Origin of the sequence: Desulfotruncus arcticus DSM 17038 (genome assembly GCF_900113335.1) — a bacterium.
GTDB lineage: Bacteria > Bacillota > Desulfotomaculia > Desulfotomaculales > Desulfallaceae > Desulfotruncus > Desulfotruncus arcticus.
Window position 1 is genome coordinate 38,050 of sequence record NZ_FOOX01000014.1, and the last position, 19,095, is coordinate 57,144.

Below are 19,095 nucleotides of genomic sequence, written 5' to 3' on the forward strand. Positions count from 1 at the left end.
AGGAGGCGATAATCCATGAGTATACCCCGCAAAGTCATAGCAACTTTTAATTATGAGATACCGGCGATTGACAAAGGATACGCTAATCAAACGCTTTATGTAAACTTAGCTGATCATACAATTAATAGCAAGCCTGTGACCGACCAAATGAAGGATATTTTTATCGGTGGCCGGGGCTTCGGACTATACTACCTGTGGCGCGCTGTAACGGGGGATACCAAGTGGAATGACCCGGAAAATGAAATTATTATCTCCAGCGGACCAATTGGCGGGATTACCCAGTATCCGGGTGCAGGAAAATCCCTGGTAGTAACATTGTCCCCAACAACCGGTTCGGTGATAGACAGCAACGTTGGTGGCTACTTTGGTCCCTATTTGAAATTTTCCGGCTGGGATGCCATAGAAATACAGGGTAAAGCGGCAAAAGACGTGGTTATTTATATAGACGGCGATACCGGCACGGTAAGCATTGAGGAAGTAACTTTAGAGGATGTAAACAGCCATATGTTAGCTGATCAGCTAACTGAGCTGTACGCCGGATCAGACAATAATAAAAAGAATGTTTCTGTAGTTTCCGCAGGTATTGGCGCCGACAATTCACTTTGGGGCGTGCTTAATTTTTCGTTTTATGACCTTCGGAGAAAGTCTGTTAGGCTGAAGCAAGCGGGTCGCGGCGGCACGGGCACAGTCTTCAGAAACAAAAAAATCAGGGCGCTGGTGGTCAAATACAGCGGGCTTAAGGGTTATTCCAACAACCCGGCGGATAAAGAGCGTATATGCCAAACCGGCATCAAGATGCACAGGGAAATTGCCACGCTGGATGACAAACAAAATAAAATGCGCAGGAAAGGTACTGCACACCTGGCCCCCATTATGCGCGAGTATGACTTGATACCAACCTTGAATTTCAAGTTCGGTTCCCACCCCGAAGCTTATAAGGTTACCGACGGGTGGATAGACCGGTTTACGCACACCGGGACCGATGGCTGTTGGTATGGCTGCACGCTTGGCTGCGCCAAGGTTGTGGAAAAATACGAGCTTAAAACGGGCCCCTATAAAGGGCGCAAAGTTTTGGTCGACGGCCCGGAATATGAGACCATAGCCGGGTTGGGGACCAATCTTGGCATATTTGATGATGATTATGTACTGGAGGGGAACTTCTACTGCGACACGTATGGCATTGATACTATTTCTTTCGGAACAGGCACTGCTTTTATCATGGAATGTTACGAAAAGGGCATTATCAATAAGGATATTACCGGCGGGCTGGAACTTAATTTTGGTAACGCTGAAGCCGCTATGGAACTGCTGCACCAAATTGCCCGAGGTGAAGGTTTTGGTAAAATAGCCGGCCTCGGCATCCGGCGGATGAAAAGGTTATTTGCTGCAAAATATCAGGCCGACCCTGAATTCCTGCAGGATATTGGGATGGAAGTAAAAGGTCTGGAGTATTCCGAATATGTAACCAAAGAGTCCCTGGCCCAGCAGGGCGGTTACGGGTTGGGCAATAAAGGCGCCCACCACGACGAAGCATGGCTTATTTTCATGGATATGGTTCTCAATCAGATACCAACCTTTGAAGACAAGGCGGAGGCGCTGCATTACTTCCCCATGCTGCGCACCTGGTTCGGTCTCAACGGGTTGTGTAAACTGCCCTGGAACGATATAGTGCCGGCGGATAATGCAGATACTGAGGAACCTGAAAAAGTACCGGAACACATAGAAAACTATGTCGACCTGTTTTCCGGGGTTACCGGCCGGGAAATAACCAAAGACGGCCTGAAGTCTCAGTCCGAGGCCATATATAACTTCCAGCGGGTCTTTAACCTGAAGATGGGTTACGGAACCAGGGAACATGATGCTGTTCCTTACCGTTCTGTTGGACCGGTTACCGTGGAAGAATACGAATCCCGCGCCGACCGCTACGACCAACAGCTGAAAGATAACATGGGCTTTGACCCCGCGGGCAAAACCACGGCAGAGAAAATAAAGGCTTTGCGGCAATACAAGGAAGAACAGTATGAAAAACTGGCGGATGCCGTTTATAAGCGGCGCGGCTGGACAATGAACGGTATCCCGACTTTGGAGACGCTGAAAAGGTTAAGGATTGATTTCCCCGATGTAATTGAAGTGGTAAAGGAACACCTCAGCGCATAAGGCGATTATAAAGTGTATGCTTTTTATCAGTGGAGTTGGATTAACTTGCAAATAACTTTACGGGCAACGGGAATAATTCGTGAAAAGTTCCCCAACAAGCAGGAAAAAATTGTCGTTATGCTGGATGAACCCTTGTCAGTGCAGCAAATATTGACTGATCAGCTGGGGATCGACGTAGCCGGCCTGGCGGCGATTATTGTAAACGGCCAATGCAGGAGAAGGGATTATCTGCCTGTTGATGGGGATGTGGTAACTCTTGTGCCCCCTCTCGGCGGGGGGTAAGCTCGGGGTTGTGCCTGGCATCGGCGCATGGGGGACACACCCAGGCGTATAAATACCCATAATTTATTGCCGGGGCATCGAAATAAAGTATTGAAAAACGCGCACCGAGGGAATTGACTGTGCGCGCCTTTCTTATGGAGGGGACTGTATTAAATGAATAATACCGCTTTGGGGATAGCTTTGGCTCAACTGGAGGAGGCCGCCAATATTGCCGGGCTGCAGCCGGAAACGCTGGCCATGTTATGTGAGCCGCAACGAGTGTTGATTGTTAATTTCCCCGTCAAGCTGGATAGCGGGAAAACTATTTTCTTTACCGGATACAGGGTGCACCATAATCATGCCTTGGGGCAAATCCAAGGGGGAACTCGATTCAGCCCCGATGAAACTTTAGATGACATCAAGGCGCTGGCGATGTGGATGACGGTTAAGAATTCACTTAACGGCATCCCCGCCGGCGGCGGCAAAGGCGGAGTGCGCTGTGATCCCGGGGTCCTTTCGGAAGCCGAATTGGAACGGGTGTGCCGGGCTTATATAAGGTCAATTGCTCCCTTGATCGGACCCGGTGTGGATTTTCCCGGCGCTGATATCGGGACGGGGGCCGACACCCAAAGCTGGATGTTGGATGAATGGGAACAGGTCCACGGTATGCGCCATGAGCCTTCCGCGGTTAGCGGCAAAGCGGTTGCTTTAGGCGGCTCCCAGGGCAGGGCTGCGGCAACGGGACTCGGGGTAAGCCTTGCCGTGCGTGAGACCTGCAAGGCAACAGGCTGGGATATTAAAGGCCTGCGCGTGGCTGTTCAGGGCTACGGAAAAGTTGGTTCGTGGGCGGCCCGGATTCTGGACAGCTTTGGCGCTAAAATTGTGGCGGTAAGCGATGTCCACGGCGCTATCTATAATGAAAACGGGTTTAATATAGCTAAGCTTAACAGTTATATGGAGAAATATAATACTTTAATCGATTTTCCAGGTGCTCAGGCTATGACTAACCTTGAATTGCTGACCTGTCCGTGTGATGTATTGATTCCGGCGGCGGTGCAGGGGGTTGTTACTGTTGAGATGGCCTGTAACATTAAAGCCAAATTAGTTGTTGAAGGTGCTAACGGACCCACGACGCCTGACGCCGAAAAGATCCTGACCGAGCGGGGCGTTAAGGTGGTTCCGGATATCCTGGCCAACGGGGGAGGAACAGTTATCGCCTACCTGGAAAGGGTACAGGGAACATACGGGTATTACTGGGTGGAAAAAGAGGTACACAGGAAATATGACGAGATGTTTACTGAAACCTTTAATATAGTTTACCGGACGGCGGAGGTTGAAAAGATCAGCATGCGGATGGCTGCCTGGGTGAGGGCTCTGCGCAGGGTGGAAGAAGCCATTAAGGCCAGGGGCTGGGTCTAAAACGGGAAAGCTAGTTGGCAACACGATGCAAAAAACCGGTGCAGGGTAACCGGGTCATGGCAAAAGGCGTTATTTACGCCTGAGCCAGGTTTTATGCCGGTTACCCTATCACGCCTTATTCGAAATTGCTAAAGAGTGAGCAAAGATACAGCGTCGTTCTGCGAAGCGGACGCCAATCCTTAGACGCTGCAATGCGTCCGTTTATATAACCATGTAGGTAGCGACGCCAAAGGCTACTAGGTCGCCCTCGCTGTTCCTTATTTCAGCCTGGCCGAATGATATTTTTTTGCCTTTATGAATAATCCGGGCTTCAGCGACAAGCTCTCCAAGATTAACAGCCTTCAAAAAGTTTACCTTCAACTCAATGGTGGCTTGACTCTCCCCCGGCTTCAAGTAACTCCTGTGGGCCGCCCCAATGGCGGCGTCGGCCAAAGAAGCAACGGCGCCGCCATGGACCCGGCCGAAAACTTGCGTCAGGTTCCGGCCTGCCTCCAGTTTAACTACCGCTTCTCCGTTTTTGCTCTGTACAATAGTCATTCCTAACATCTTCCAGTACTCGCCTTGATCCAAAGGGGTACTTTGATCTTGCACTTGTTCCTGATTCATAACAGCTGCTCCTCCTGTACAATGGGCAACCGGAAAAACAATCCGTTTACCTGTTTCATCCTTGCACGGTATTCTTAAGTACACCGATTCCTTCGATTGTTACTTCGATTAAATCACCAGGGTGCAACGGTCCTACGCCGGAAGGCGTGCCTGACAGAATTACATCACCGGGATATAATGTCATAACCTCCGTCACTTTCTCAATTATTGTTTCTACATTATGAATTAAATCATTGGTATTGGAATGCTGGCGCACATCTCCATTAATAAAGAGTTTGATCTCGACATTATTCGGATCGAGAGAGGTTTCAATGACAGGCCCTAACGGTTTGAAGGTATGAAATGATTTGGCTCTCGTATACTGGATATCCTTCTTTTGTAAATCCCGGTCGGAGATATCATTGGCACAGGTGTAACCGAATACAAAAGACAGAGCCTCATCTTTTTTGACTCCTTTTGCTTCCTGGCCTATCACGATAGCCAGTTCCGCTTCATAATCAATCCGGTGATCCAACGTCGGCAAAATGACTTGATCATCCTGACCCACTACCGCAGAGGGAGATACCATAAACATCATCGGCTCCTCGGGAATCGGCTTATTACTCTCTTCCGCGTGTTTAACGTAGTTGAGTCCGATGGCAATAATCTTGCCGGGAATCACCGGTGGCAGCAGCTGCACATCTTGCAAAGAATAAACCTCATTTAATTTCTCCGCATTTCCCTGTAGAAAATCGCCGCTTAATCTGGTGATCTTTTCTCCTTCCAAAACACCATACATGGTTTCTCCATTATTGGAAAATCGGGTAAATTTCATAATCGATCCTCCTCGAGTTTATCGTTAATTTGCTGTAAATGTGTTGTTGTGTGAAGCGCATAATATTTTTTAACTTATGATTGGGGAAATAGCCGCGTTAAAGCAAATTCATCGTGCTTGAGCACTTCTGTCGCGGTAAAGCGGCCGCGGGATGTTTTAATGATGCACTCCATAATTTTGTCGGCGGCTTGCTCCAATGTTATTTCCCGGCTGATTATACCGCTTACATTAACATCGATGTTTTCCGGCACCAGACTGCAAATTTTGGGATTGGCACATATTTTAACCACCGGAGTAATCGGATTGCCGACATTGTTACCCTTCCCGGTGATAAACACGGTCATCGCGGCTCCTGCTGCCGCCATAGCTGTCACTAAGTCGGCGGCGGCCGAAGAAGTATTCATAAAATGGAGTCCGGGCTTGGCGGGTGCTTCACATGTATCCAGAATACCAACGATCGGGGATTTGCCAACCTTTTGAATATTGCCTAAAGCTTTCTCTTCAATCGTGGATATGCCCCCGGCGATATTGCCTTGGTTGGGTTGCGAGCCAAGGAGATCCTCGCCTTTGGAAAAAATGAGGTCCAAATACTCTTTATGTGTTTTGAGGAATTGATCTCCCAGCTCTTTGGTGGCAAAATGCTTGACCAGGATATGCTCTGCGCCGGTGATTTCGGGAGTTTCGCCAAACATTACCGTGGATCCCATTTCTATTAACCGGTCACAGACCACACCGGCAGCCGGGTTACCTGCTAACCCGGAGGTTGTGTCCGACTCGCCGCACTTGTACCCGAAGATCAGGTCTTTTAAATCGGCCTCCACCTTTTCCAATGCTGTTGCATAATGTACAAATTCTACCGCCTTACGCGAAGCTCTTTCTATCGTTTTCAAGTCGCCGTTTTCATCAGTCCAAAAATAAGCTACCGGCTTACCGGTTTTGGCAATGCCGTCGGCCACTTTTTTCGTCCAATTAGGTTCTATCCCTATAACAATTACTGCCGCCACATTCGGATTGCTGCCGGTACCGATCAGTGTCCTGAAGTGCAGCTCCAAATCCGCCCCGAATTGCATGCGCCCATACGGGTGAGTAATAAACAGCGTGCCTGCAACGGTATTGGACACCGCTCGGCATACTGGATAAGACACCGCATCCAAAGGCAGCAGCAATACATGATTCCGAATGCCGATCCGGCCATTCTCACGGCGATAGCCTAATATTTTGGTATTCATTTTTACCACCTCACGCTTTTGATGTTGTGAACATGCACCAAGTCTCCCGGATTGATATCCTGGACTGCCTTACCGATTGTTTCACCGTATTCAAAAACATATTCACCGGTTTTGATCGGCTTTAAGGCAATCTTGTGTCCAAGTGGAATATCATGGTTGGATTGTATGGTTGTTTCATCATTGGTGTCCAAGAAGACACCTATTACATTTTCGCCGGTGTTAATATCCTGGACGGCTACCCCGACATTGTCCTCATAACCATGAACTAAAAACTTATGCTTCATGCTCATATCCTCCTTGCTAGTTGGTTGCAAAACACCCCTGCCGCGCAAGCCTTCCATATTGTGCTCGTGAACAATGCTGCCTTCATTAATTTCAATGGTAGCCCGGCCTATCGTCTCTCCGTATTTTATAACAGCTTCCCCTTTGAGTATTTTGCAGAGGGCGAATTTAAAACCGTAAGGAACATCTTCCCGCAAAACAATACGATATTGTTTATCTTCAACAGCAATATTTAAAGCTGCTCCGGCTTTAAGGTCCTTCAGCGCGGTGCCTGTGTTATCCTTAATGTTTAAAATAATTGCCTCTCTGCCGGCTTGTGTCATAACTTGTCCCTCCCAAGGAAAATTTTGTCTGGCAATGTTCGGCGTGGGCAGCATTGGCCGGTCAGTTACATCTGCAGTGTTTGCTTTCAGGCAATATATAAGGAACTTATATGCCAAAGAGCAATTTTATAACATTCAAATAAATGACTAAAACCAAAAACATTAATAGTGTATAGGCCAGCTGCCACTTAATTGATACTTCCGTGGAATCCTTCCCCACAATAGCGGCAACATTTAAATTGCCGGCGGAAAAAGGTGAGCAGGTAACGGCAAGTCCAAAACTTCCCAGTATCGCCATGGCCATAAAAGGGAAGGACAGCCCCAGGGCCTGTGGAGTAAAAGCAGTTAAAATACTGGTAGTCGTAAGCATGGGGTGAAGCCCGAACAAAGATAACCCGATAATGAGAACTCCGGTCAGCAATAATACCAGCGTAGCGTTTCCGGCAACACTTTTGAACAATAAGGGCAGATAGTGCCCAATGGGAGAAACCCCCACCGCCACCGCAAAAAAACCGGCGCCGAGAAAAATGGTTGCTTCATTTGACATTTGCGGGATCATCTCGGTTAGATATTTTTTAAACTCAAAACTATAGTTCGCCATGTCACCGGTTAAGACCACCCAGATTAACGGAACAATAAGCGCAACGAGGGGTACGAGAGCTAAAATGCTTATTGATGTAAGCATGTCTAAAAGGATAATAATTGCCAGCATTGCAGTTATCCCCACCACAAGCTGCTTGATATACCTGTTTTCATCATTATTGATATTGGAACCGCCGGCAGCTGCACTATCCGGCTGTTGCACTGATGCTCCAAGCCGCTCATTTGAATTGCTGGTGCCCGGACTGTTGCTGGCAGGCTTTCTGCCGGCAGCTCCATACCGGACTCGGTTTTCCAGCCACCCTACAACCAGGGTCAGAAGAGCCAGCGGCAGGCCATATAAAATTAGATCAACCAGATCATCTCCCCAATAGGCCAGTACCACTCCGACAGCAGCGGAATTAGGCGACCAGAACAATATGCCGCCATAACCCCGCATCGCCGCCCGGGCCAGCATATTGCGATACTTGCCCCCGGTGCCTATGATCAAGACACTATAAGTGATGGAAATACAGGCAATGTTCATTACACTGCCCAGCAAGTGAGATATGCCGTGGCCCAGAAGATAAATACCGCTGCGGCTGCCGGTTATGCTTTTTTGAAGCATGCTCTCCAATGCCGCATGGTACTTGGGAAAACTTAACGGCAATCCCATCAACGGAACGAAAACAATTAGCGTTAATACCATGCCGTTCTGGATAATCGCATTGAACCAGGTCGACATAGTACTATCATTATATATCAGCAGGGCGGACCCTATAAAAAAGAGACCGTAACCAACAAACCTTGTTAATCCGGTAGTTACGGTTATACACTGCACTATTACCAGCAAAGTGGCGACACTTAAAATTCCGTGCCAGTTGCCAACTCCCAATAAAGCAGTTACTATATAAAGCAGGCCTGTAATAAATATTGAATAGCCTCTGATAAGTTTTAGCACTTTACTCGCCATACTTTCACGGTTAGCTTAATAAAGAAGACTTGGTCAGGTGGGGTTTTGACCCATACGTTGGGGACATACCTCGACCCAAAAGTTTGACCTATAAGCAGAGGTGTGTCCCCTGACCGCTAAACCTTAGTCGCACTTATTTAGAGCTTACAGCCTGTTATCCCCGACCTAAGAGGGCGGGGTCTTACAGGCTGTGCGAAGATCAATAGCTGGTCCCAATACGCCATAAAGCAAATTCTCTGTGCTGCAATTTCTCCGAACAGGTTAATTGACCGTTGCAAGCGGCCATAACCTGTTCATATATTTGGGCTCCTGATACCTGTATTGAGCTGCTGCCTTCGATCACGCCGCCAACGTACACGTCGATGTTGTCCATCATTTTAGCATATGTTTGTTTATTGGCAGTGATTTTTACCACCGGCGCTATAGGCGTGCCACAGGGGCTTCCCCGGCCGGTGGTAAAGGCCACGATTTGCGCTCCTCCCGCCAGCATGCCGATCATAGATTGGATATCATGCCCCGGTGTATCCATTACGGATAAACCTTTGCCCCGGATTCCCTCGGCGTAAGCAAGCACATCATTAACGGCAGTTGTTCCCGCCTTATAAATGCAGCCCAGAGATTTCTCTTCCAGGGTGGTGATCCCTCCCGCCTTATTGCCGGGTGTAGGCTGGGTATCCCTGATATCGCTGCCCTCGTTAACCACTCTTTGCTCAAACGCTTGTACAACTCCGAGCAGCTTTGCAGCTATCTCCGGGTTTGCCGCCCTTCTTGCCAGCACGTGTTCAGCTCCAATAATTTCAACAGTCTCCGATAAGATTATACTGCCACCGGATTGAACGAGCATGTCTGCAGCATATCCCAGGGAAGGATTTGCCGCCAGTCCTGAAGTGGCATCGGAAGCTCCGCATTCCAAACCCAGTATTATTTCACTGGCCGGATAATGGGAGGGCTCTGCTTTCGCAACGTTTGCCGCTAATTTTTTTAATAGCTGCGTTCCCTTGGCAATGGCGCCTGAAGTTCCACCGTTATTCTGAATAATAATCATTTCCACTGGCTTGCCGGATAGTGCTATATTATCCGCCAGCAGTCCCGGCTGCAAAGATTCGCATCCCAATCCCACAACCATAACGGCGCCAACGTTGGGGTTACGCCCCAAACCGGCCAGAGTGCGGAAAGTTTGTTCCAAATCTTTTCCTATTTGCCCGCAGCCGTACTGGTTGGCCAGGCATACCGCACCCGGCACCTTACGGGTTATCATCTTCGCAACATGCAAGGCACACCCGGAGCTTGGAATAACAAGTACGTGGTTGCGGACGCCTATTTTTCCGTCGGCCCGCAGATAACCGGTAATTTGCTCCATTTTAAATCACCCGCGGGATTAATCTTTCCATACTTCGGGGTTAACCAGATTTTGGGGGCGCTCCCGGCGCAAAACAGACATAACCCCTGCAGATACATCGCGGGCCATACGAACAAGGGCCCCGTCGGTCATAGCTGCAATATGTGGTGTTACTACAATATTTTCCAGTGTAAACAAGGGATTATCTTTAGCGGGAGGTTCCTTGGCAAATACGTCTACCGCGGCGCCTGCAATGGACTTGTTTTTTAATGCTTGGTATAGATCTTCCTCATTGACCACACCGCCCCTGGACGGGTTAATAAAATAAGCCGTGGGTTTCATTAAGTCCAATTGTTTTTTCCCGATCAGGTTTCTTGTACCCGGTGTCAACGGTACATGAACTGATATAAAGTCACTCTTGGCAAAGACTTCTTCCAGTGACCCGCACGGCTCCACTCCCGCCTGCTTAATCATTTCAGGTGCCAGGTAAGCGTCGTAACCGCACACCTTCATATTAAAACCCTTAACACAAAGTTCGGCCGTCTTCCGGGCAATTTTCCCAAAGCCTACCAAACCAAGCGTTTTTCCGTATAACTCCTCAGTTGTATAGCCGAGTTTGGTAACCAAACCGGGCAAAGAACCGGGCTGGTCGAACTCTCCCACGCGCAGAGCGTTGTCCACCTCTTTAATGCGTTTACACAGGTACAGCATGGTAGCCAATACATGTTCGGCTACAGACATGACGTTCGCTTCGGGAGTGTTTACCACCGCAACCCCGCAGCGGTTGGCCGCTTCAAGATCGATATTGTCAAGGCCGATACCATGTCTGCCGATAACCTTTAATTGTTTCCCCGCTTCAATTATGGCTGCGGTAACTTTGGTGCTGCGCACAATCAGTGCGTCTGCATCGGCGATAGCCTTAATGACCGTTTCTTCTCCCGGGTCCGCGGCAATTTCCAACCGTGCGGCTTCCTTGATTATATTCATGCCTTCTTCATGAATTGCTTCGGTTAATAGCACTTTGGGAGCCATTTATAACACCTCGTTAATTTCTAATTTATTTATAATGGTCAAAGTTTTTAATCTGGGGTTATAGTTCCGTCTACCACCATCCTTTGTTCGTTAGATTTCCTTTATCATCAAACTCCAGTGTAAGTTCAGTTAAAACTTTTATGCCCGGTTTAGCTTCCAGCTCTTTGAGTAAAGCCTGAGACACTAATAATTTAGTCAATTCCATTGTGTTTTTGATAAAAACTATTTTGGCATCTTGCTCATTTTTACCCGGTAAACTGTTAAGAATAACGTTGATGGCAGCTCTATCGTTTTCCCGGACAACGGGCATCTTGCCCCTTCCCAGAGAGCCCGCTGCAATAACGTTGGCGTAAGTGGCTTGGAAATCGATCTTATCAGCGAAGCGCCGGGTAATAACATCAGCCAATCCCATACCCAAAGCATTGCCGTGTGATGCATCAGATAAATCCAGCGCCACGATGTTATCGACCTGTGGTTTTTCCTCACTGGGAACGGGCTTGGTAACCCGGCCGATTACATTAACATCAATCCCGCTGCCGCTGATGTTCTTACCCATCTCTTCAACTATTAACAGATCGATATGTTCAGCAGGCAGAGCCGGCATTAAATCCTTGGCCAAAACCAACAGCTCGGCATCCGCTTCTTCCATTTTTTCTTTCCTGACTGCTGTAATTTTGGCAGTTTGTTTGGACGCATTTTCTACGATACCCAATCCGGCTATGATCGGGGCCTTCTCCAGCGCCATGCGGGCGGCATGAACTAGTTCAGGATATAAGCCAAAGGAATGTAATTCAGTGCATCCTTTTTGTTTGCCAAGGCCGATAGCGATCATTTTCATTAAGCCGCTTTCGATGCTGGCCTTAAATTTTGTATGAGGTTTGACCCTGTTGATAACAAAGATGGCATCGGCATAAAATGCGTTTTTATCCATATAAACCGTGGCGCCTTTTTCGGTCCGCCCCAGTTTCACCACTTCCGTATCAGATATTACGGGAGCGCCAACAGTTGCTTCATTGATACCCAGGCTGTTTAAAACTTCAGTTTGGCCTTCAGCAGTACCGCCGCCATGACTTCCCATGGCCGGCACAATAAAAGGCCTGGCACCTAAATGTTTAAACTCTGTTACAACAACACTTAAAATCTCGGCAATATTTTTAATTCCTCTGCTGCCGGCGGTTATAGCTACTCTTTGATCCCGATGTATTAATTGGTCGATGGCAATGTTTTTTAGTTGTCGTGCAACCTCTTCTGCTATATTTTCAACTACCGGCTGAGAAAAACTTTGGGAAATTAAATATAACCTGGGAACGTCCATAAAATAATAATCATTCCCTTCTGATATAGAAAATTATCTTTGACCGGTTTGCGGTTGGCCTAATTGCTTTAAGCTAAGTTGTTGGACAAGTACTCTTGATGCTAATAGCAAAGTCAGGACATACGTAAAGGCATTTCAGGCAGCCGATACAATTATCCGTTTTTGCGGCTACAGAAGGCTTGTAACCCTGCGGGTTGAAGGTGTCGGATATTTCAAACACATCCAAGGTGCATACTTCTTTGCAGTACTGGCATCCCTTGCAAATCGCAGAGTTGACTTCAGTCTTAAATTCGCGCAGGTCGCAGGCCAAACAACGCCGGGCTTCGGCCACGGCTGCTTGTTCATCGTACCCGAGTTCCACTAAGCTGAAGCCGCTAAGGCGCTGTTGCACAGGCAGATTTTTGGCCTGTACACGCCGTGTGCCCCGGGGGGTTTCTTCAGGCAATTCATCTTGCTCCGCCTTTGCAGCCGGCAGATCAATTATGCCGGAGCCGCCTAAAAATTTATCTATGGAGGAGCTCACCTGTCTGCCTTGAGCAATGGCTTCAATTATGGAAGATGGTCCGGTTACAGCATCGCCGGCGGCAAAAATACCTTGTCCGGAAGCTGCCAGGGTATGGGGATCTACTTTTACCGTACCGTTATCATTGGCTGCCAGATTTAATGCGCGCGCGTCCGCTTTTTGCCCCACGGCCAGAATTACATTATCACATTCAATGCTATACTCGCTGCCTGCAACCGGGACGGGAGCCGGCCTGCCGCTGCCGTCCGCGGGGCCGAGCGTCATTTTGATACAGGTTATACTTTTTCCCGTTATCTTAACCGGAGCAGTTAAATATTTAATTCTTACGCCTTCTTCAAGAGCTTCTGATATTTCTTCAAGGCTAGCCGTCATTTCGGCACCGGTGCGGCGGTAGACCATGGTAACTTCCGATCCGAGCCGCAGCGCGGCCCGCGCAGCATCTACCGCTGTGTTTCCGCCACCCACTACAACTACTTTTTTGCCTATGGCCGGGTTATTTCCCGCGTTAACATCTTTTAAGAAGGAAATGCCGTTCAATACATGAGTGCTTTCTTCTCCTGCGATGCTCATTCTTGTTCCCTGCCAGGCGCCCACAGTAAACAGCACGACGTCATAATTTTTATTAAATAATTCTTCCGGGCCGGTTATTTTGGTATTATTGACTATTTCCACACCCTGACGGGTAATCAACGATATTTCCTTGTCCAGCACGTCATTAGGCAGCCTGTACTCGGGAATACCATACCGCATCATGCCGCCTGCAGCAGGCAAAGCCTCAAAAATTTTAACTTCATGTCCATTCCGGGCCAGGTAGTAAGCGGCTGTCAAGCCGCATGGGCCGGCACCCACTATGGCGACTTTTTTCCCTGTGGCCCGCGCTTTGGCAATAGCTGCTTCGTTTAACTGCCCGTATTCCTGTGCCGCCCGTTTAAGCAGCCTGATAGCTACCGGTTCGTCATATTGCACCCGGGCACATTTGGTTTCACAGAGATGGATGCAAGCATAACCGCAAACAGCGGGAAACGGTATTTTTTCACGTATTACGGCCAAGGCCTCGGTGAATTTTCCTGCTCTTATATATCTGATATAGCGGGGTACATCCACGCCCGCCGGACAAGCTGCTTTACATGAAGCGGTGGTAGATTTTCCGTTTTTCATGGCGGTCTCCTTTCTGGCTCACTAATTATTGTCCCTTTCCAACTCAACACCGATATTTAATGCTTTTATATTCATTTCAGCTACTTTCCCGGAAAATCTCTTTTTTAAAGCCAGAGCCAGGCTTTCTATTTGTACCATGTTGGTTTTGGCGGCCATGGCGCCCAACGCGATGATATTGGCTGTACCAACATGCCCCAGTTTACTGGCCAGCTCGGTGAATGGATAACCATAAAGGTTATCTCCCACACGGATTTTCAAGAGGGTGGTATCATAAAACACCGGTATCTGGGATTCAATAGTGGCATACATTTCCATAGCCTGTTCTGTAAGGGCCAATACTACATCCGGTTCCTGCACCTGTTGAAAAATTATTTCATTTCTACTAATTACAACTTCGGATTTGGAAAACCCACCCCTGGTGGCTATGCCATAAGATTGCGTTTGCGCCGCGTTCTGGCCTTCAATAATCGCTGCTTCGGCCAGGATAATGCCGCAGGATACCAATCCCTGGCCACCTGAACCCGCCATGATGATTTCGTATTTATCTTTCATTTGTTGCACCTTCCTCCTAAGAACCCATTGCCCTGGCTCTGATCTCTTCGTATCTGGTATTAAAGTCGGGAGCATCTTTATCGACCAACTTACCAATTACAAAATATCCATCTTTTTGTGGATCGGTCAGTTGGGCGTATTTTTCTTTAGTCACACCTTTTTCTTTAAGCCAGTTAAGCATTTTAACCGCAACCTTCATATTGTTGTTCCGGCCAAAATGAGTGGGACACGGGCTTACTACCTCGATCAAGGAAAATCCTTTTCTGCTTAGGCCTTCTTTCATCAGGTTTTTTAGATCCCAGCCGTGATATACCGTGCCCCGGGCTACGTAGTTAGCCCCGGCGGCTTCAGCCAGCGCACAGACATCCAGTTCTCTTTCGGGGTTGCCGTAAACAGTTGTGCTGGTACGACTGTCGGACGGGGTTGTAGCGGAGGCCTGCCCTCCGGTCATACCATAATTGTAGTTGTTAACTATGATAGCGGTAAGGTCGATGTTTCTTCTGGCGGCATGAATAAAATGATTGCCGCCTATGGTTACGCCGTCGCCGTCACCCATTAAAACTACGACGTTTAGTTTGGGGTTGTATGCTTTTACACCGGTGGCGAAAGCCAGCGCCCTTCCATGGGTGGTATGTAGGGCATTGGTCACCAGATAATCATCTGATTTACCCCAACAACCAATTCCGGTAACCACTACGGTATTTTCATTGGTAAAATCCAACTCTTCAAAGGCCCGCAGCATGTTGCCCAACGTTATCCCGTGGCCGCAGCCGGGACACCACATCAGCGGCAGACAGCCATTCTTCAAGTATTTCAAGCCTGTTGCATGTGTCACGTTAACACCTCTTTCTGAAGTTAATCCTGAGTTATAGCTTTTAAGATATCTTGCGGAGTGATAATTGTGCCGTTATATCTGTTAACCCGTCTTATTTCAATATTGGGGCCCAAAACACGTTGCACTTCACCCGCCACCTGGCCGCTGTAGTTCATTTCCGGTACGATTACGGTCTTGATTTTTTGGCCCAGGGCGGCTATTTCCTTGTCGGGGAAGGGCCAGATAGTCAGAAGCTGCAGCACTCCGGCTTTGATCCCCTTTTCCCGGGCTTTTAGGGCCGCCGCCCTGGCCGCGCGGGTGGTGGCGCCAAAGGCAATGAGCAGAATATCCATATCTTCGGTGTCAAAATTTTTGACCATAACTATTTCGTCGCGGTAGCGTTCAATTTTACGGTGCAGCTGCGCCACCCGCCACTCGGCATTGGCGGGATTATTATTGCTGTAACCGTCATAGCCGTGCATGGAACTGGTTACGTGAAATACATATTCGCCTCCATAGGCGGCCAACGGGGCAATGCCGTCATCTTCCGGTAAAAATGGCTTGTACTCTGCCGGCGGGCCGGCGGGCTGTTTCCTTGTCACTATTTCCAATTCTCCCGGAGCCGGGTAGCTAAGGTTTTCACGCATGTGAGCCACTATTTCATCCGCAGCCAGTATTACCGGCACACGGTATTTTTCAGCAAAGTTGAACGCCTTTACGGTTAAGGTGAAGCATTCTTCAACTGTGGCCGGTGAGAGGGCAATGATACTCTGATCACCATGGCGCCCCCATCTCACCTGCATCACATCGGACTGTGCCGGTTTGGTAGCCAGGCCGGTGCTTGGGCCGGAGCGCTGCACATCAATTACCACACAGGGAACCTCACCCATTACCGCCAAGCCCAGGTTCTCCTGCATCAGCGTAAACCCTGGGCCGCTGGTAGCAGTAAAAGATTTGGCTCCGGCCAGCGACGCTCCCACTATTGCTGCTATACTGGCTATTTCATCTTCCATTTGCAAGTATACGCCCCCCGCTTTGGGAAGCAATTTTGAACATTCCTCCGCTATCTCGGAGGAAGGTGTTATCGGGTAGCCGGCGTAAAACCCGGCTCCGGCGTATATTGCCCCTTCTGCTATCGCCTGGTTGCCTTGAACCAGTCTTGTTTCCCGTTCCAATTTTATCCCCCTTTTCGTTTTTTTACTTCTGCCAAAAGTATCCAGCTCAAATGTTGTGCCACTAGGTGAAACATGTACCATTGAAACTGGAAAAAAATTTGAGTTATTTTTAAAATTCGACAACCATATGATAAGAAGAAATTTCAGCTGCACCTTCCTTAACTAATTTAATAAACTTGTCTATTTCTTGCTGGCGATCCAGAGGTGCGGCAATAGAAATTGCTGAAGTTACCTTCCCATCCTTGTCCCAAATTGGAGCACTAACAGAAATCGCGCCAGAATCCTTTTCTCCTATACTTATAGCGTAGCCACGCTGGCGTATCAGCTTTAAATCATGCTCCAGCAAATCCCGATTAATAATTGTACTCGGGGTGAGAGGCTTTAATTCAACTTCGTTAAAATATTGCTCGAGTTCTTCTTCCGGGAAATATGCCAATATTGCCTTGCCGGATGCACCCGCATACAATGGTGATACTTGTCCTATATAGACCATTACTCTAACTGAACTTTTCCCCTGCAGGCAATGAACGCAGATCCTCTTGTTGCCATGTAAAATGTAAATGTAAACGGTTTCCATACAATTATCCCGGATTCTTTTGATAATAGGCGCTGCCACCTGCTTAACGGTTAATCGTTCTGAAACCGCGTAGCTATAATGAAGAAATTTCATGCCAAGCGCGTATTTTTGCAAACTATCGTCCCTTTCCACATACCCCCCTTTTTCAAGTGTGTTCAATATTCTGGCCAGGGTTGTTTTAGATAAACCTAAAGTTTTATGCAAAGAAGCAAGGCTTTGCGGTTCTTTTTCACTGCAAAGCACCTCCAATATTTCAAAAGCCCTATTTACTGCTCGCACTTCGGTCAAATACTATCACCCTTTATCGCTTCATTTGGCATATGCGTATTAGTATGCGTTTTAAGCTAATTGTAAAAAAACCGGTGTTAGCCTGTCAACAATTTTTATTTTATTTAACCAAAGCGCGGTGCTTGATGCTTACCATCGCCGGGCCGACAATGCGCCGATAATATATAGAGAAGGTTGCTTTTAAATACTAAGCAGCTTTCGCTTTTGCCGCTTGTCTTAACTTGCTTATCACAGGTAAAGCTATGGTTAGGACTGTGATCAATACGAATATCAGGGCATATGGACTTGTCACCATAGGAAGCAGACTGCCGTCGCTCTGCGTTAATGCCGTTCTTAACTGCATTTCAAAGGCCTTGCCCAGAATCATGGTGATGACAATTGGCGTTTTGGGGTATTTTAGCTTATCCATAATGAAGCCGATAATCCCCATGAAAACTGTGATCCAAACATCATTGACACTGAAATTGATGTTGTAAGCCCCGGCCAGGGACATAATTAAAACGATGGGAAGTAATACGTGCTTAGGAATTCTTAATAAAGGCGGCATAACTTTAATACCGATGAGCAGCATAAAAGCCAGCATCAGAAAACTTGACAACAGCACCGAGTTAAAAATGGCATACAGCACATTCGGGTATTCATGGACGAATAGCGGGCCCGGAGTGATGCCCTTGATCATCAGCCCTCCCAGTAGAGCCGCTGTGACTGTATCGCCGGGGATACCCAAAGATACCAGGGGAATAAGGGAACCGCCAATTGTAGCGTTATTGCCGGTTTCCGAGGCAACTAATCCTTGAATATTGCCTTTGCCGAAGCTATCCGGATCTTTGGAGGCCTTTCTGGCCTGATCATAGCAGACAAAGTTGGCAAAAGAACCGCCTATTCCCGGCAATATGCCAATTGCTACACCTATCAGGCTGGACCTGATAAAGTTTGGTATCGATACGATTATTTCTTTAACGGTCATATAAATGCCTGATAGTTTTTGAGATGGCACAACGAACTTTTCGTCTTTTGCTTCAATCTGGGAAAATATTTCTGCTAAAACAAACAAGCCTATTAAAGCCGGCATGTAGGGGAAACCGCTAACTAAAAACTCACTTCCAAAAGTAGCTCTGGGCATTCCCGTCAATGAGTCGGTGCCGATCAGCACTAAGCCAAGTCCCAGTGCGGCGCTGATAATACCTTTGTAAATTGAGTCGCCTGAAAGTGTTACCACGGCCGTAAAGCCAAATAATATTGCCGCAACATATTCAAAGGGGCCAAAGGCCAAAGCAACCTTGGCCAGGTAGGGTGCCAGGAAAATCAAACACAGCCAGCTGAAAATCGTACCAACAAAGGAAGAGAAAACGGCAACACCAAGTGCTTTACCGGCTTTTCCCTGCCTGGCCAGAGGGAACCCGTCAAAGGTTGTAGCCACTGACGATGGCGTTCCCGGCATTTTCAGCATGATGGCAGCGACTAATCCGCCGCTGATGCCGCCTACGTATACGCCTATTAATGTAGCCATGCCGTTGGTAACGTCCATCGTGTAAGTAAACGGTACAAGCAGTATTACGGCCAGCGTAGCTGTTAATCCGGGAATCGCCCCGAAAAGTAACCCCAGAACAACACCGAAAAGCATGTACAATATTGTAAAGCCGGAAAATATCATTTCCAAAGACTCAAGCATTAATTAT

17 protein-coding genes are annotated in these 19,095 nt (G+C 47.9%); 3 read left to right on the top strand and 14 right to left on the bottom strand.

What is annotated here, in order from left to right:
- Positions 1–15: 15 nt before the first annotated feature.
- The 3 genes from BM056_RS17465 to BM056_RS17475 all read left to right on the top strand — a co-directional run bounded on the left by BM056_RS17465 (position 16) and on the right by BM056_RS17475 (position 3,837).
- The gene (locus BM056_RS17465) at positions 16–2,157 is read left to right on the top strand and encodes an aldehyde ferredoxin oxidoreductase family protein (protein WP_174549974.1); all 2,142 of its coding nucleotides are present in this window, start codon (positions 16–18) and stop codon (positions 2,155–2,157) included.
- Positions 2,158–2,202: 45 nt separating this feature from the next.
- Positions 2,203–2,439, top strand: a complete 237-nt coding sequence (locus BM056_RS17470; protein WP_092472802.1) for a MoaD/ThiS family protein — start codon at positions 2,203–2,205, stop codon at positions 2,437–2,439.
- 153 nt (positions 2,440–2,592) lie between these two features.
- Positions 2,593–3,837 carry a Glu/Leu/Phe/Val family dehydrogenase gene (locus tag BM056_RS17475; protein WP_092472804.1) on the top strand — a complete coding sequence of 415 codons (1,245 nt, stop codon included), beginning with the start codon at positions 2,593–2,595 and terminating at the stop codon, positions 3,835–3,837.
- 201 nt (positions 3,838–4,038) lie between these two features.
- Here BM056_RS17475 and BM056_RS17480 read toward each other — a convergent pair whose 3' ends face one another.
- From BM056_RS17480 to BM056_RS17545, 14 genes are all read right to left on the bottom strand, one after another.
- Positions 4,039–4,443 carry a PaaI family thioesterase gene (locus BM056_RS17480; RefSeq protein WP_092472806.1) on the bottom strand — a complete coding sequence of 135 codons (405 nt, stop codon included), beginning with the start codon at positions 4,441–4,443 and terminating at the stop codon, positions 4,039–4,041.
- A 55-nt stretch (positions 4,444–4,498) separates the two neighbouring features.
- Positions 4,499–5,257: a fumarylacetoacetate hydrolase family protein gene (locus BM056_RS17485; RefSeq protein WP_092472808.1), complete on the bottom strand. Its 759-nt coding sequence runs from the start codon at positions 5,255–5,257 to the stop codon at positions 4,499–4,501.
- A 74-nt stretch (positions 5,258–5,331) separates the two neighbouring features.
- Positions 5,332–6,486: a UxaA family hydrolase gene (locus BM056_RS17490; RefSeq protein WP_092472811.1), complete on the bottom strand. Its 1,155-nt coding sequence runs from the start codon at positions 6,484–6,486 to the stop codon at positions 5,332–5,334.
- A 2-nt stretch (positions 6,487–6,488) separates the two neighbouring features.
- The gene (locus tag BM056_RS17495; RefSeq protein ID WP_165613587.1) at positions 6,489–7,091 is read right to left on the bottom strand and encodes a UxaA family hydrolase; all 603 of its coding nucleotides are present in this window, start codon (positions 7,089–7,091) and stop codon (positions 6,489–6,491) included.
- Positions 7,092–7,197: 106 nt separating this feature from the next.
- Positions 7,198–8,643, bottom strand: coding sequence for a hypothetical protein (locus BM056_RS17500; RefSeq protein WP_131820783.1), 1,446 nt, complete (start codon positions 8,641–8,643; stop codon positions 7,198–7,200).
- A 199-nt stretch (positions 8,644–8,842) separates the two neighbouring features.
- Complete coding sequence (locus BM056_RS17505) at positions 8,843–10,003, bottom strand: UxaA family hydrolase (protein ID WP_092472817.1); 1,161 nt, start codon at positions 10,001–10,003, stop codon at positions 8,843–8,845.
- An 18-nt stretch (positions 10,004–10,021) separates the two neighbouring features.
- Positions 10,022–11,014 carry a hydroxyacid dehydrogenase gene (locus BM056_RS17510; RefSeq protein WP_092472820.1) on the bottom strand — a complete coding sequence of 331 codons (993 nt, stop codon included), beginning with the start codon at positions 11,012–11,014 and terminating at the stop codon, positions 10,022–10,024.
- A gap of 70 nt (positions 11,015–11,084) precedes the next feature.
- Positions 11,085–12,329 carry a nickel pincer cofactor-dependent isomerase, group 22 gene (locus BM056_RS17515; RefSeq protein ID WP_092472823.1) on the bottom strand — a complete coding sequence of 415 codons (1,245 nt, stop codon included), beginning with the start codon at positions 12,327–12,329 and terminating at the stop codon, positions 11,085–11,087.
- 73 nt (positions 12,330–12,402) lie between these two features.
- A complete protein-coding gene (locus BM056_RS17520; protein WP_092472825.1) occupies positions 12,403–14,010 on the bottom strand; it encodes an FAD-dependent oxidoreductase in 1,608 nt (535 codons plus the stop codon).
- A 21-nt stretch (positions 14,011–14,031) separates the two neighbouring features.
- Positions 14,032–14,562, bottom strand: a complete 531-nt coding sequence (locus BM056_RS17525) for a 2-oxoacid:acceptor oxidoreductase family protein (RefSeq protein WP_165613588.1) — start codon at positions 14,560–14,562, stop codon at positions 14,032–14,034.
- A 16-nt stretch (positions 14,563–14,578) separates the two neighbouring features.
- A complete protein-coding gene (locus BM056_RS17530) occupies positions 14,579–15,397 on the bottom strand; it encodes a thiamine pyrophosphate-dependent enzyme (RefSeq protein ID WP_238456524.1) in 819 nt (272 codons plus the stop codon).
- A 20-nt stretch (positions 15,398–15,417) separates the two neighbouring features.
- Complete coding sequence (locus BM056_RS17535) at positions 15,418–16,551, bottom strand: 2-oxoacid:acceptor oxidoreductase subunit alpha (RefSeq protein WP_238456525.1); 1,134 nt, start codon at positions 16,549–16,551, stop codon at positions 15,418–15,420.
- A gap of 109 nt (positions 16,552–16,660) precedes the next feature.
- On the bottom strand, positions 16,661–17,407 hold the full coding sequence (locus BM056_RS17540; RefSeq protein WP_238456532.1) for an IclR family transcriptional regulator: 747 nt from the start codon (positions 17,405–17,407) through the stop codon (positions 16,661–16,663).
- A gap of 196 nt (positions 17,408–17,603) precedes the next feature.
- Positions 17,604–19,088: a tripartite tricarboxylate transporter permease gene (locus tag BM056_RS17545; protein ID WP_092472831.1), complete on the bottom strand. Its 1,485-nt coding sequence runs from the start codon at positions 19,086–19,088 to the stop codon at positions 17,604–17,606.
- Positions 19,089–19,095 lie beyond the last annotated feature (7 nt).